This window comes from Actinosynnema sp. CS-041913 (genome assembly GCF_050942485.1).
Classification (GTDB): Bacteria; Actinomycetota; Actinomycetes; order Mycobacteriales; family Pseudonocardiaceae; genus Actinosynnema.
In genome coordinates this window covers 5,395,031-5,409,595 of the sequence record NZ_CP192037.1, presented here as the reverse complement: position 1 = coordinate 5,409,595, position 14,565 = coordinate 5,395,031, and the positions used below count along the sequence as shown (strand labels likewise).

General features: G+C 72.8%; 10 protein-coding genes. 5 read left to right on the top strand and 5 right to left on the bottom strand.

Annotated features, from left to right (window positions below; all coding sequences use genetic code 11):
* Window positions 1–10 precede the first annotated feature (10 nt).
* A complete protein-coding gene (locus ACQPZF_RS24585) occupies window positions 11–616 on the top strand; it encodes a TetR family transcriptional regulator (RefSeq protein WP_433260611.1) in 606 nt (201 codons plus the stop codon).
* Between the two features lie 41 nt (window positions 617–657).
* Here the strand turns inward: ACQPZF_RS24585 and ACQPZF_RS24580 are convergent, their stop codons facing one another.
* Together ACQPZF_RS24580 and ACQPZF_RS24575 are read right to left on the bottom strand one after the other, a co-directional pair.
* Entirely contained in the window at window positions 658–1,947 is a 1,290-nt protein-coding gene (locus ACQPZF_RS24580) for a cation:proton antiporter domain-containing protein (RefSeq protein WP_433260609.1), read from the bottom strand.
* Window positions 1,948–2,041: 94 nt separating this feature from the next.
* Window positions 2,042–3,508 carry a class I adenylate-forming enzyme family protein gene (locus ACQPZF_RS24575; protein WP_433260607.1) on the bottom strand — a complete coding sequence of 489 codons (1,467 nt, stop codon included), beginning with the start codon at window positions 3,506–3,508 and terminating at the stop codon, window positions 2,042–2,044.
* A 121-nt stretch (window positions 3,509–3,629) separates the two neighbouring features.
* Between ACQPZF_RS24575 and ACQPZF_RS24570 the strand changes: the two genes are divergently transcribed.
* On the top strand, window positions 3,630–5,135 hold the full coding sequence (locus ACQPZF_RS24570; protein ID WP_433260605.1) for an aromatic amino acid ammonia-lyase: 1,506 nt from the start codon (window positions 3,630–3,632) through the stop codon (window positions 5,133–5,135).
* Window positions 5,136–5,144: 9 nt separating this feature from the next.
* On the opposite strand, the gene ACQPZF_RS24565 is transcribed toward ACQPZF_RS24570, so the two are convergent.
* Together ACQPZF_RS24565 and ACQPZF_RS24560 are read right to left on the bottom strand one after the other, a co-directional pair.
* Window positions 5,145–6,560, bottom strand: a complete 1,416-nt coding sequence (locus ACQPZF_RS24565) for a sensor histidine kinase (protein ID WP_433260603.1) — start codon at window positions 6,558–6,560, stop codon at window positions 5,145–5,147.
* The gene (locus ACQPZF_RS24560; RefSeq protein ID WP_433274670.1) at window positions 6,557–7,204 is read right to left on the bottom strand and encodes a response regulator transcription factor; all 648 of its coding nucleotides are present in this window, start codon (window positions 7,202–7,204) and stop codon (window positions 6,557–6,559) included. Before ACQPZF_RS24560 ends, ACQPZF_RS24565 begins: the two co-directional genes overlap by 4 nt.
* Before the next feature lie 443 nt (window positions 7,205–7,647).
* Here ACQPZF_RS24560 and ACQPZF_RS24555 point away from each other — a divergent pair, with 443 nt between their 5' ends.
* Both ACQPZF_RS24555 and ACQPZF_RS24550 read left to right on the top strand, forming a co-directional pair.
* Window positions 7,648–9,261, top strand: a complete 1,614-nt coding sequence (locus ACQPZF_RS24555; RefSeq protein WP_433260601.1) for a S8 family serine peptidase — start codon at window positions 7,648–7,650, stop codon at window positions 9,259–9,261.
* A gap of 157 nt (window positions 9,262–9,418) precedes the next feature.
* Entirely contained in the window at window positions 9,419–11,800 is a 2,382-nt protein-coding gene (locus ACQPZF_RS24550) for a glycosyltransferase family 39 protein (protein ID WP_433260599.1), read from the top strand.
* A gap of 37 nt (window positions 11,801–11,837) precedes the next feature.
* Here the strand turns inward: ACQPZF_RS24550 and ACQPZF_RS24545 are convergent, their stop codons facing one another.
* On the bottom strand, window positions 11,838–12,854 hold the full coding sequence (locus ACQPZF_RS24545) for a glycosyltransferase family 2 protein (RefSeq protein WP_433260597.1): 1,017 nt from the start codon (window positions 12,852–12,854) through the stop codon (window positions 11,838–11,840).
* 218 nt (window positions 12,855–13,072) lie between these two features.
* Here ACQPZF_RS24545 and ACQPZF_RS24540 point away from each other — a divergent pair, with 218 nt between their 5' ends.
* Entirely contained in the window at window positions 13,073–14,542 is a 1,470-nt protein-coding gene (locus tag ACQPZF_RS24540; RefSeq protein ID WP_433260595.1) for a glycosyltransferase family 2 protein, read from the top strand.
* Window positions 14,543–14,565 lie beyond the last annotated feature (23 nt).

Here is a 14,565-nt window from a genome sequence, read left to right as displayed (position 1 = left end):
TCCTCCGGTCATGGCAGAGCACAGTTCCCCCAGCCGCCCCGGGCGCTGGCGATCCGGCGCGGAGAGCAGGCAGCGCATCCTGGAGGCCGCCCGCGCGCTGTTCCGCGCGCACGGCTACGGCGGCACGACGGTGCGCGCGGTCGCCGCCGAGGCCGGGGTGGACCCGGCGATGGTGTTCTACTTCTTCGGCACCAAGCAGGGCCTGTTCGCGGCGGCCATCGAGATGTCCGCGCAGGTGCCGCCGGCCATCGAGTCGATCTTCACCGGCGGCCTCGACGGCATCGGGGAACGCGTCATCCGGGCCCTGCTGGAGAACCTGGAGAAGTCCGACCGCACGCCCCTCGCGATGCTCACCCGGTCGGCGCCCACCCACGACCAGTCGGAAGCGCTGCTCCGCGAGTACATCGACCGGGAGATCACCGGCCGACTGGCGGCCATGCTGGACACGCCGGACGCCGCGCTGCGGGCCGGCATGGTCAACGTGCAGCTCCTGGGCCTCACCGTGGCGCGGTACCTGGTGCGGGTCGAGCCGATCGCCTCCGCGTCCGTCGAGGAACTGGTGGCCCGGTTCGGCGCGATCGCGCAACACTGCCTGACCGGCTCGGCGCCACCGTGACCTCTTGTCCGACAAGGCTTCCGTTCGTCGGCGATGACGTGTTACGGCGTGTTGGGCGCGGGTACCGGGGGTGGTGTGACGTCGTCCGTGGTCCGGTCCGCGCCATCCGGCAGGGACGCCCGGTAGATCGGCATCGCGGCGGCGGTGGTCACGATCGCCACCGCGACGAGGATCGCGAACAGCTCCGAGGACACCATCCCGTGCGCCAGGCCGATGTTGATGAAGACCAGGATCATCAGGCCCCGCGCGTTCATCAGCCCGCCGACCGCCGACGCGTAGCGCCACGGGAAGCCCTGGACGCGCACCACCAAGGCGCAGCCGAGGTACTTGCCGGCGAACGCGACCGCCATGATCACCGCGAGCGGCCACCACAGCGCGCCGCCCGCGCCGAAGCCGGACACCTCGGTGTTCAGCCCGCTGAACGCGAAGAACACCGGCAGCAGCAGGATGGAGTTCAGGTCCGTGAGCCGGGTCTCCAGCTCCCGGCGCACGACCGCGGACTGCGGCATCGCCAGACCGGTGATGAACCCGCCGAACACCGAGAACACCCCGATGTAGTCGGTGAACCAGCCCGCCACCAGCACGACGAGCAGGACGAGCGCCATCAGGTCGCGGCTCATCCGGCCCGCGCGCTCCACCCGTTCGCCCAGCCTGCCGAGCAGCTTGCGCCCCACCGTCAGCATCAGCGCCGCGAACACCGCCGCACCCGCCACGGTGTCCAGCGCGTCGAGCGGGCTGCCCGCCGCTCCGACGGCGATGATCACCGCGAGGATCACCCACGCCGCCGCGTCGTCGATCGCCGCCGCGACCAGGGTGAGGCCGCCGATGGGCGTGTTCGCGATGCCGCGCTCCTGCAGGATGCGGGCCAGCATGGGGAACGCGGTGATCGACAGGGCGCCGCCGACGAAGAGCATGAACTCCCACAGGCTCGTGCCGTCCTGGCTCAGCGAACCGAAGAACAGCGCCGCCGCTCCGGCGCCGAGCGCGAAGGTCGGCAGGATGCCGGACGCGGCGAGCACCGACGCCCGCCGCATGTTCCGCCCGGCGGCGAGGCCGTGGTCGAGCGAGGCCCCGACGAGGAACATGTAGAACGTCAACCCGATGGTGCTCAGCACGTACAGGACGCCCTTGACGTCCGTCGGGAAGAGCTGGGCCTGCACGCCGGGCACGACCGCGCCGAGCAGCGCGGGTCCGAGCAGGACGCCGGCGACCATCTCGCCGACCACCCTCGGCTGCCTGACCACCATGGCGAGACGTCCGCACAACGTCGTCGCGGCGAGCACGACCGCCAGCGCGGCGAACACCCGCAACGCGAACTCGATCTGGTTCACTCGGTCTCCTGGGTGTGAGGCGGTCGGTGCCGCACCGGGGTGTCGGGCGCGTCGCCGAGGGCGACGCACGCCGTCGGACGCTCGCCGGACACGCCTACTCCCCGCGTCCGGAGCGGGACAGCAGGCGCTTGTCGGGCTTGCCGCTCGGGGCGAGCGGTGGTTCCGCGATCGCGGTCACGCGCGCCGGCGCGCACGCCGCTCCCAGCCGGGCGGTCACCAGCGCCCGCAGCGCCGCCAGGTCGGGCGCCCGGCCGGCGGTCGGCACCACGAACGCGTGCACCGCCTCGCCGGTGTCCTCGTCCGGCACGGCGACCACGTAGGCCTCGGCGACGTCCGGGTGCTCGGCGATGACCCGCTCGATCGGGCCCGCGTAGTACAGGTTCGCGTTGACGATGACCACGTCCCGCGTGCGACCGGTCAGGTACAGGCGGCCGTCCGCGTCGAACCGGCCCAGGTCGCGGGTGCGCGCCCAGCCGTCCACGAACACCTCGGCCGACTGCGCCGGGTCCGCCCAGTACGCGCCGGCCTGGGCCGGGGTGCGGACGAACAGCTCGCCGTCGACCCCCGCCGGCACCGGCGCGCCGTGCTCGTCGCGGACCTCGACGGCCACCGCCGCGGGCGGGATTCCCACCGAGCCGGGCGGGTCGTCGGGGGTGGCCATGGCGATCATGCCGGTCTCGGACTGGCCGTAGCCGTGGAACACGACCGGTCCGAGCACGTCCAGCGCCTCGCGGTGCCGGTCGGGTGCCAGGGGAGACCCGGACACCATCAGCGCGCGCAGCGTCGACAGGTCGGCCGGGTGCCGGCGCTGCGCGGCGACGAGCTTCGCCAGGCGGGGGACGGTGATCACGCTCCCGGACGCGCGGTGGCGGGTGATCGCGTCGGGCAGCGCGGGCCGGTCGGCCACGACCACGACCCCACCGGCGGCGATGGTCAGCACGGCGTACTCGAACATCACCTGGCTCGACAGCGACCCGAACACGAGGTAGCGGTCCAGCCGGGACGCCAGGTCGCGGATCGCGGGCGGCCACGCCGCCGGGCGCGCGGTCCACGCGGCCGTCATCGCGGCGTAGGTCTGCGCGCACGCCTTGGGCGCACCCGTGCTGCCGCTGGTGTGGATCAGCCGGGCGACGTCCGCCGGCCGCCCGGCCGGCCGCAGGGGACCGGCGTCGGCGCGGGCCAGGCGCAGCGCGTCCACGGTGAGCGTGCGCGGGGCGTACCCGACGTCCGAGTCCGTGACCACCGCGGCGATGTCGAGACCGAGCAGGTGACGCAGTTGCCCGTCGGTCAGCCCCGGCCGCACACCCACCACCCTGGTCCCCGCCGCGTGGGCGGCGAGGATCGTGGCGAACGCCTCCGGGGTGACGCCGAGCAGCAGGGCGACGCCGTCACCCGGACCCAGCCCCCCGTGCCGCAGCCCGGCGGCGATCCGTGCGACGAGGTCGAGCAGCTCCGCGCCGGTGACCACGCGGGCGCCGTGTTCGAACACCGGCCGGTCCCCGGCGGCGTCGAGCGCGTCGAGCACCGCACGCGGGAACGGCTCGGCGTCACGCGGAGGCACGGCGGGCCGCCGCGGCGGAGTCGGCCAGGGCCCCGATGATCACGTTGTCAGGTGCCATGCTCCGGGAAGCTACCCAGGCGATCTCAGAACCCTTTGAGATCGGTTCCCTACCGTCGGCGACGTGACCACGACCGTCCCCGACACCGCGACCGACGCCCCCGTGGACCTCGGCGCACCCCTGCGCGGCGACGACCTCCATCGTGCCGCAGCACCGCTCACGGTGCTCGTCAACCCCGCCGTCCGGAGCCGGATCGACCGCGGTCGCGAGTTCCTGCGCAACGTGCTCGCCGACGAGGACCGGCCCGTCTACGGCGCCAAGACCGGGTTCGGCGCACTCGCCGGTTTCGCCGGCCGTGCCGAGCAGGCCGACCAGTGCGACAACACCCTCGCACACCTCGGCGCGGGCCAGGGGCCCGACCTCCCCGCCGACATCGCCCGCGCCGCGCTGCTCGTGCGGGCGTGGTCACTCTCCCAAGGGGTCTCGGGGGTGTCCGCACACGTCGTCGACGGGCTCGCCGCGATGCTGGCGACCACGTTCGTGCCGGCGATCCCGCGGTACGGCTCGGTCGGCGCGAGCGGCGACCTCATCCCGCTCGCCTACGCGACCCAGGCGTTGCGCGGCAGGGGACACGCCTACGTCCACGGCGACCGGATGCCCGCGGGCGAAGCCCTGCGCCACGCCGGGCTGACACCGCTCAGCCTCGACGGCCGCGACGCGCTGGCGCTGGTCAACGGCACGTCGGTGACAACCGCCGCCACCGCCCTCGCGCTCGGCAGCGTCCGCGCCTCGCACCGTGCCATCCAGGACCTCACCTGCGTGCTCGTGGACATGCTCGGCGCGGACCCCGGTTTCCTCGACCCGCGCCTGATCACTGCGTACGGGCACGCGGGCGCTACCGCTGTCGCAGACCGCATGCGCGGCACCCTCTCCGGCATCGTCCCGAGCGGCGCTCGTCCGCTCCAGGAGCCTTACAGCATCCGGTGTTCCCCTCAGTTGCTCGGCGCCGCGGAGGACGCACTGCGCTACGTCGACGGCATCGTCGCCGCCGATCTGGCCGGCGTCAGCGACAACCCGCTGTTCTTCCCGGCCGACGACCTCGTCACGCACGGCGGCAACTTCTTCGGCCAGCCCGCCGCGTTCGCCGCCGACGTCCTCGCCATGGTCACCGCGTCCCTGGGCAACCTCGCCGAGCGACAGCTCGACCTGCTCGTCGACCCCGTGCGCAACACCGGTCTGCCGCCGATGCTGGCCGCGGGCCCCGGCCGCCAACACGGGCTGCAAGGCGTGCAACTCGCCACCACCGCGTTCGTCGCCGAGATCCGCCGCCTGGCCGTGCCCGCCAGCACCCAGAGCCTGCCGACCAACCTGCACAACCAGGACGTCGTGCCGTTCGGCACCCAGGCCGCGCTGCGCGCGTACGACCTCGCCGAACTGCTCCGGCTGCTGTGCGGCTCCCTCGCGCTGGGCCTGCGACAGGCCCTCCACGTGGGTGGCAGACGACCCACGGCCCCCCGCTGCGCCGCACTGCTCGACACCCTGGCCCGCGCGATCCGCCCCGTCGACCCAGACCGCCCGCTCGACGCCGACGTCCGCGTCGCCGCCGAACTGGTCACCGGGTACCGGTGACCGAACCGGCTACCGGTACCCGGTGGTGATCTCCTGGTCCGCACCCGCACCCGCGTCCGCCGCGACATCGACGCCCGCGTCCGTCCCGATGCCAGGGCCGGAATTCGCCGCCACATCGACGCCCGCGCTCGTCCCGATGCCGAGGCCGGAATTCGCCGGGACATCGACGCCCGAGCCCGCCACGACCTCGCTGTCGGGCTCGGCCGCCGGCAGGCGCAGCGTGAACCGGGCGCCCCGACCGGGGTAGCCGATCGCCTCGACGGTGCCCCCGTGGCTCGTCACGACCTCCCGCAACAGCGCCAGCCCCAGCCCGAAACGGCGCTCCGACCCACCGGGCCCGCGGTGGAACCGGTCGAAGAGCCGGTCCGCCTCCACCGGGTCGAACCCCTCGCCGGTGTCCGCGACGACCAGCTCGACGCACCCGCCCCGTCCCCGCCCGAGGCACACGTCGATCCGGCCGCCCTCCGGGGTGTGGCGCACCGCGTTCGCCAGCAACTCGTCCACCGCGCGCCGCAACGCGGTCTCGACGCCGGCCACGACCAGCGGACCGGCGGCCCGCTCGACGGTCAGCGTGATCCGCCGTTCGCTCGCCCGTTCGCTCTCCGTCGCCACCGCGGCCTGCGCCAGGGCGGCCAGGTCGACCGCCCGTCCGTCGAGACCCGCGGACTCGTCGTTCAGCCGCGCGGACAGCAGCAGGTCGTCCACCACGTCCCCGAGCCCGCGGATCGAGCCGGCGAGCTTGTCGAGACCGGCGCGGTGGTCGTCGGGCAGTTCGGCCGCCGCGGCACGCCGAGCGAGCAGTTGGACCCGCGTGTACGCCCGCGCGATCGGTGTCCGCAGCTCGTGGCTCGCGTCGGTGACGAACCGCCGCTGCCTGCCCAGCGCCTCCGCCAGGGGCGCGACCGCGCGCCTGCCCACCAGCAGCCCGGTCACGGCCGCCGCGAGCAGGCCACCGATCTCCGCGACCGCCAACGCCAGCAGGAGGTGCTGCCGGTCGGCGATCTGGTAGCGCGTGTCGAACACCGCCTGCACCGTGCCGTCGCCGTCGCCCGGCTGGGTGAGCACCAGGTACTTCGTGCCGTTGCGTTCGACGGTGCGCTCGATCACCCCGCGCGACACCCGCGCCGCGTCGAGGTCGTCACGCAGCGGGAACCCCGGTGGCACCCGCAGCACCCCGTCGTCGATCACCCCGTTGTCGAGGGTGAACAGCCACGTGCAGCCCGGAGGCGTCGACGGCGTCCCGTGCTCGGCGTTGTACCGCAGCTCGCGCGTCACCTGCGTGTCCTGCGAGTGCGCCATCATCGCGTAGGCGATCCCGCCGACGAACGCGACCAGCACGGTGATCGCCGATCCCACCAGCACGCTGACCCGCAGACGTGTCCGCCGGATCACCACGCGTTCCGCCTCGGCCCACGAACGGCTCACAACGCCCCCAACCGATACCCGAGTCCCGGCACCGTGCGCACCACCGAACGGCCGAGCTTGGCCCGCAGGTAGTACACATAAGTGTCCACAATGGATTGTGCGGGCGCGTCCTGGAACACCGACCGCCGCAACGACGCCCGCGTGTGCACCGTGTCCGGGTGGGTCGCCAGCACCCGCAGCAGCGCGAACTCCCGGGCCGTGAGCGACACCCGTCCGCCCTCGGGCAGCACGACCTCCCGCCGCGCGATGTCGAGGTGCCCGGAGCCGATCCGCAGCACGTCGGCCAACTCCAGCGCCCGCCGGCACAGCGCCCGCACCCGGGCGCTCAGCTCCTCCAGGTCGAAGGGCTTCACCAGGTAGTCGTCGGCGCCCGCGTCGAGCCCGTCGATCCGGTCGTGCACCGTGCCCAGCGCGGTGAGGATCAACGCCCGCGTCCAGATGGACTTCGCCCGCAGGCGCACCAGGAGGTCCAGACCATCGAGGGCGGGCAGGCCGCGGTCGATGACCACCACGTCGTACGGACGGGTGAGCCCGAGGTGCAGCCCGCGGTGCCCGTCCAGGGCCACGTCCACGACGTAGCCCTCCCCGCGCCACGCGTCGGAGAGCAACTCCACGAGTTCCCGGTCGTCCTCGACCAGGAGCAGCCTGAAGCGGTCGGCCGGCCAGGACCCGGTGGTACCGCGCACGTTCCCAGAATCCCACGTCCGGGTGGCCCGTCAACGTGCTCGACCGAAGATCCGGTGTCCTGACCGCATCTTCCGCAACCGTCGCCGGTGGACCTTCCGCCGGGACGACGCCGTCCCGGCCGACGATCAGGCGATTTCCCCGTCACCACAACGAATTTCCCCGTTGCCGGAGATTCGGGAACGCGTACTCGAAGCGCTGGGCCGAACGGCCCAATTGATCTCAGGCGCTGGACACGGACGCCGCTGTGCGCTGAAGTGAAGCACAGGGGTGACACTGGGGGAACTCCACGAAGGACCATGTCCACGCACCGCCGAGCGGGCGGTGTTCTTCGCGCGCGCAGCGCGTGCCCCCAACGGTTCCGCTCACCCTCACCGGTGGCTGTCGAAGAAGGGGCAACTCCGTGAAGAAGAAATCCTTACCGCTGCTGACCGCCGCGCTCCTGGCGAGCGCGGGGATGGCGGCGCTGACCGCGCCGACCGCCGTGGCGGCGCCCGCGGGTCCGGGCGCGGTCATCGAGGTGAAGCTGGCCTCCGGGGCCGGCGTCGCCGCCGTGCGCGGGGCGTTGGACGACCGCGAGATCGCCCGGATGACGCCGCTGTTCACGCGGCTTGACGACAGACTGGCCAGACTGAGGCCGCAGGGCGCCGCCCAGTCGGCGCCCGGACTGGAGCGGTGGCACCGCGTCCGGCTCGCGCCGGGGGTGGACGCCAAGGCCGCCGCGCGGGAGCTGACCGCGCTGGCCGAGGTCGAGATCGCCTACCCGCAGCCGGAGGGCAGCGATCCGGCCACGCCGGACTTCTCCGGCCAGCAGGGCTACGCGGACCCGTGGACCAGCAGCGGCATCGACGCCGACTACGCGCGCACCGTCCCGGGCGGCAAGGGCGGCAACGTCAAGGTGGTCGACCTCGAACGGAACTGGAACCCCCAGCACGAGGACCTGACCAAGCTCCAGCTTCCCGGCGCGCTCATCCCCAACGGGACACCGGACTTCACCCCGAGCAGCATCGACCACGGCACGGCCGTCCTCGGTGTGATCGGCGCCGACGACAACGGGTTCGGCGTGACCGGCCTGGTCCCCGACGCGGGCCTGCACTACACCAACGTCGTCAGCCAGGAGTACGGCTACGACCTCGCCAACGCGATCCTCACGGCGGCCTCGAACGTGGACGTCGGCGACGTGCTCCTCATCGAGCAGCACGTCGGCTACTGCGCCGACTACGCGCCCATGGAGGTGTGGGACTCGGTGTACGACGCGATCGTCACCGCGGTGCAGTCCGGGCGGCACGTCGTGGAGGCCGGCGGCAACGGCAACCAGGACCTCAACGACCCGTGCTTCGGGGCCCGGTTCCCGGCCGACAAGCCCGACTCCGGCGCGATCATCGTCGGCGCCGGCGCCGCGCCCGGCTGCACCGGCACGCCCCGGTCGAAGCTGGGCTTCTCCAACTACGGCACCCGGGTGGACGTGCAGGGCTGGGGCGAGTGCGTCACCACCACCGGCTACGGCGCCCTGTACGGGACCGGGCCGAACGACAAGTACACCAGTGGCTTCAGCGGCACGTCGAGCGCGTCGCCGGTCGTGGCGTCCGCGCTGGCGGCGCTGCTCAGCGCGGCCGAGGCGAACGGCGAGACGCTGTCGCCCGCCCAGGCCCGCGAGATCCTGATCGCCACCGGCACCGCGCAGAGCGGCACGCAGCACATCGGCCCGCTGCCGAACCTGCAGACGGCCATCGGCCACTACCTGGCCGGGGTGAACTTCCCGGAGCGGGTCGCCTACCCGGGACCGCGCCAGGTGAGCCGGTGGCAGCCGACGAGCCTGGCGATCCAGGCGTGGGACGGGAACGACGACCCGCTGACGTACTGGGCCACCGGCCTGCCGCCCGGTCTGAGCATCGCGGCGGGCACCGGCGTGATCTCGGGGACTCCGACCACCGCCGGCACCTACACCAGCACGGTGTACGCCAGCGACAGCTCGACCGGTCCCGGGCAGACCACGTTCACGTGGACCGTCTCCTAGCCGTCGGGCCCTGACCGGCCGGCGTCGGGCACGAAGGCCGTCAACGCCGGGACAGGTCCCACCGCGGCAGGTGCGGGCGGAGCACGCCCACACCTGCCGCGGTGACCGGGGGGCGCTCGGATGGCGGGCTGGTGGTTCCACCAGCAGCATGAGGCCTGTGGACCACGACCTCCGCACCGCCGCTGTCGCCGACCCCGAGGACGACCCCTTCCCTCCGACCGAGGACCCGGCTGCGACGGAGGGGGTCACCGTCGTGCTGTCCTGGGTGCCGGGGCAGAGCGACCTGGTGTCCATTGTGGATGACCACCTGGCCGCGTTGGACCGGGCCGCGGAGCGTCATCGGGTCGTCCTCGTGGTGGACGGGGATTCGGAGGCGGGCGCGGGCGCGCTCGTGGACCTCTATCCGGATCGGCTGGAGGTGGTCCGCCGCGAGGAGTGCCAAGGTGGCGCGCCGGTGCACACCGGCCTGCGAGCGGCGGCGGCCCACCCCGACCACCGCCGGGTCTTCCTGACCGACGGCCGGTTCGCCGCCGCCCAGTTGCCCGACCTGCTGGCGGTGGCACGCCGGGAGCGAGCCGACGTGGTGGTCGGCTACCGGCGTGACCGCGTCGGCTCGGTCGCCGGCGGGGTGCGCGACTGGCTGCGGACGGCGGTGTGCCTGCTGTTGCTGGGCACCGGCCGTCGCTGCCTGGACTCCGCCCACCTCCTGGTCGACCGGCGGGCGCTGGTGGCGGTGGAGCTGACCGGCCCGCCCGCCGCCGCTCCGGCGGAGCTGATCGCGAAGCTGCGCACACAAGGAGCCCGGATCCTGCACCGCCCGGTCCACCACATGCCGGGACGCGACCACAAGCCGACCGGCTCGACCGCCACGGTGACGAGCCTGCTGGGCGTCTGGGCGGACCTGCTGCGCGCGGGTCCGGTCGGACGTGCCGCCCGCCGGCTGCTGCCGCCGCGTGACCCGGTGCTCGGGGTGGTGCTCCTGGTCGCGGCGGTGCTGTCGATCGGCGCGTGCGTGGTCGTCGCCGCGCACCAGACCACGTTGGCGTATCCCGACGCGGTGTCGCACCTGATGATCAGCCGCCGGGTGCTCGACGCCTCCACCCGCGGCGCCGCCCAGTTCGGTGGTGTCTGGCTTCCGCTGCCGCACGGGCTGAACCTGCCGCTGGTGGCCCGTGAGTCGTGGTACCACTCGGGTGTCGCGGCGTGCGTGGTGTCCATGTGCGCCTACGTCGCGACAGCGGGCTGGCTCTACCGCATCGGTGTGGACCTCACCGGCCGCCGGGTGGGCGGGGTGACCGCGGCGCTCGTGTTCTGCGCCAACCCCAATGTGCTGTACCTGCAGAGCACGCCGATGACCGAGGCACTGCTGTTCGCGTGTCTCGCGGCGACGACCTGGCACCTGCTGCGGTGGTGCCGACACGGCGACTACCGGCACCTGGCCGCCACGGCGGTCGCCGTCCTGGCGGCCACCCTGGTGCGCTACGAGGGGTGGGTCTTCCTCGTGGCGGTCGCGGCGGTCGTCGGACTGCACTCGTGGCGGCGGGCACGGCCGAAACCGTGGGTGCGGGTGCGGGCGGAGCTGGTGTTCTTCGGCTGCCTGGCGGTCAGCGGGGTCGTCGGCTGGGCGGTGTGGAACGCCGCGATCTTCGGCGACCCGCTGAACTTCCTGCGCGGCGAGTTCGCCAAACCCGCGCTGTGGGTCAGCGCCGGCGAACGCGCGGTGGGCGACTGGGGCGTGTCCTCGCGGACCTACCTGTACGCCATGAACCACGACCTGGGGCCGCTGATCCTGCTCCTGGCCACCGCAGGGCTGGTCTGCTACGTGTGGCGGACCCGGCTGCGCGCCGAGGCCCCGGCTCCGTTGCCGCTGCTGGTGTTCCTGCCGTTCTTCGTGTGCGCGCTGCACTCGGGTCAACGCCCGTTGCACGTTCCCGAGATCGGCGGCGACCTCTACAACGTCCGGTTCGCACTGGTCATGGTTCTGCCCGCGGCGGTGTTCACGGCCTACCTCGTCGTGCTGATCCGGTGGGCGTGGGTCCGCTTGCTGCCCGCGTTCCTGGTGCTGTCGGCCTGCGGGCTGCTCTCGTTGTCGGGCACGGCGACGCTGGAGGAGGCGCGGGCTTTCCGCACGAAACCCGCCGAGCGCGCCAACGCCGTGGCCGCCGCCTGGCTGCGCGAGCACTACGACCACGGTCGGGTGCTGATGCAGTCGTGGAGCAACGAGACCGTCGGCTTCGACTCCCGCGTGCCCACCGACCAGGTCGTCGACGAGGGCAGCTTCCGCCAGTGGGAACCGGCCCTGGCCGATCCGGCCGGGCACGGCATCCGCTGGATCCACCTGCGCCGCACACCGGGCGCCGAGGACCGGGTGTGGCGCAGCCTGCACGACAACCCGCTCATGCACCGCGACTACCGGTCCATCTACGCGGACGACCACCACGTGTTCTACCGCCGCGTCGAGCAGCCGCCCTGCGGGGACGGTCCCGCCGGGTGCCGTGCCCGGCAGCCCCAACCGGATGCGTCGGATGGCATCCGGTGATCGACCAGGACCGCAGTCAGGGCGTCGGCGGTCGGCTTCACCCGGCCAGGCTCCGGCTCGCGGGGTCTGTCGAGTCGCCGGGCCCACCCGGTGCCCGCGCCGCGGTGCGCACGGCCGCGACGGTGTAGAGCGGTCTGCCCTGGGCCTGGGCGTACGTCCGGCCGATGTAGCTGCCGAGCACGCCCTGCATGGTGATCTGGATGCCGCCGAGGAAGAACATCGAGATCGTGATGAACGCCCAGCCCGGCACCGTCGTCTCCGGCGCGAGGACCTTCACCCCGACCGCGTAGACGATGCCCAGCAGGCTCAGGAAGGAGATGGCGTAGCCGAGCCTGCTGATCAGCTTGAGCGGAGCGACCGAGAAGCCGAGGACGCCGTCGGCGGCGAACCGCAGCATCTTGCGCAACGGGTAGCCGGTCACCCCCGCGTGCCGCTCGTCCCGGTCGAACGGCACGCCGACCTGCCGGAAGCCGATGTAGCTGACCAGTCCGCGCAGGAACCGGTCCCGCTCGCGGAACTTGCGCAGTTCGTCGACCACCTTGCGGTCGAGCAGCCGGAAGTCGCCGGTGTCGCGCGGGATGTCGATGGACGCTGCCTTGCGCAGCACCCAGTAGAAGGCGCTCGCGGTGGTCCGCTTGAACGTCGTGTCGCGGCGGGAGCGGCGCTGCGCGTACACCACCTCGTAGCCCTGCCGCCACTTGTCGATCAGCTCGACGCTCACCCGCGGCGGGTCCTGGAGGTCGCTGTCCATGACGATCACCGCGTCGGCGTCGGCGAGGTCGAGCCCCGCCGTGACGGCGAGCTGGTGTCCGAAGTTGCGGGCCAGCTCGACCACGGTGACCCGGTCGTCCGCGTCGGCGAGCGCCTGCAACCGGGCGGTGGAGTCGTCCGTGCTGCCGTCGTCCACGTAGATGAAGTCCACCCGGTACCGGTCGAGGAGCGGTTCGACGACCTGCGACACCGTGCGGTGCAACAGGTCGATGTTCTCGGCTTCGTTGTAGACCGGGAAGATGTAGGTCACCGACCGCTTCCGGCCCGCGGCGGCAGGCGTCATCGTTCGTCACCCCCTCGATCGGAACGGGTTCGTGGATCTTTCCTCTGCCGCCGTCTTGCAGGATGGGAGCCCGGCCCGGCCGCCGCAACCTCGCTCGCCGGCAGGTCATCCTTTTCGGTGACGGCTCGGAGGTTCACACATTCGGGAGCCCGACAGCGGTGGACAGCGGGGTAGGGTCGGGTTCGACCAGCAGGAGCCTGTCGAGATGCGATCCCAGCGTGTATGACGGCCGACGCCTTCCCACCCCCGTCGAAGAACCCGTCCTCCCCGAGGAGCACAGCGCCCGCCGGCTGCTCAGCCGCGGCCAGCAGGTCACGGTGTCCGCGCTGGCGTCCGCCGTGCTGTGCGCGGCCGTGGTGGAAGTCCTCACCGGGGCCGGTCCGCGTCCACTGTGGTGGGTGCAGGCGTTCGTCGTCTCCGTCACGGCCTGCTACGTCCTGGTGATCTGCTTCCGGTGCCTGCTGGTGGTCGCCGGTCGCGGTGCGCGGGTCGTCGAGTCCGGCGCCGAGGACCCGGCCGTCCGCCGGAACCCGCCGCCCTACACCGTGCTCGTGCCGTTGCACCGCGAGGAGGTGGTGCTGCCGGGCCTGATCGCGAGCATCAACCGGCTCGACTACCCGGCCGACCGGCTCCAGGTGCTGCTGCTGGTCGAACCGGACGACGAGATCACCCTCCCGGCGCTGGCCGCCTTGGAGCTGCGGCCGGAGTTCGAGGTGCTGCCCGTCCCCGCGGGCGGGCCGCGGACCAAGCCCAACGCGTGCAACGCGGGCCTGTCCCGCGCCACCGGCGAGCTGTGCGTCATCTACGACGCGGAGGACCGGCCCGAGTCGGACCAGTTGCGCAAGGCGGTGGCGGCGTTCGCGGGCCAACCGGACCGGGTGGTGTGCGTGCAGGCCGAACTCGCCTACTGGAACCCCTGGACGAACTGGTTGACCCGCAACTTCGCCGCGGAGTACGCGTTGAACTTCGCCTTGGCGATGCGCGGGCTGGACCGCTTCGACCTGCCCATCCCGCTGGGCGGCACCTCCAACCACTTCCGGGTCGACGCCCTGCGCGCGCTCGGCGGCTGGGATCCGCACAACGTCACCGAGGACGCCGACCTGGGCGTGCGCATCGCCCGGCGGGGCTGGGACGTCCGCATGATCGACTCCGTCACCTACGAGGAGGCCAACAGCGAGCTGGGCAACTGGATCCGCCAGCGCAGCCGCTGGATCAAGGGCTACTTCCAGACCTGGCTGGTGCACATGCGCAACCCGTGGCGGCTGCTCCGCGAACTGGGCGTCCGGCGGTTCGTCGGCTTCCAGCTCACCTTCGGCCTGTCCACCGTCACCACGCTGGTCAACCCCCTGTTCTGGGTGCTGACGTGCCTCTACCTGGTGGTGGGACCGGAGCCGATCGAGCCGCTGTTCCCGCCGGCGGTGCTCTACGCGGGGGTGGCCACCATGCTGGGCGGCAACCTCGCCGTGCTCTACCACTTCATGGCCGGCTGCATGGAACGCGGCCTGCACCGCGCCGTCCCGACCATGCTCACCGTGCCGCTGTACTGGGCGCTGATGAGCGTCGCCGCCTACAAGGCGCTGAGCCAGCTCCTGCGCCCCGGCAAGCGCCACCACTGGGAACTCACCCGCCACGGCCTGGTCGCGGACGAGAGCCACGGCATCCCGCTCCAGGCGCCACCGGCAGACTGACCCGGGGGCGTTCCCGGCGAGGT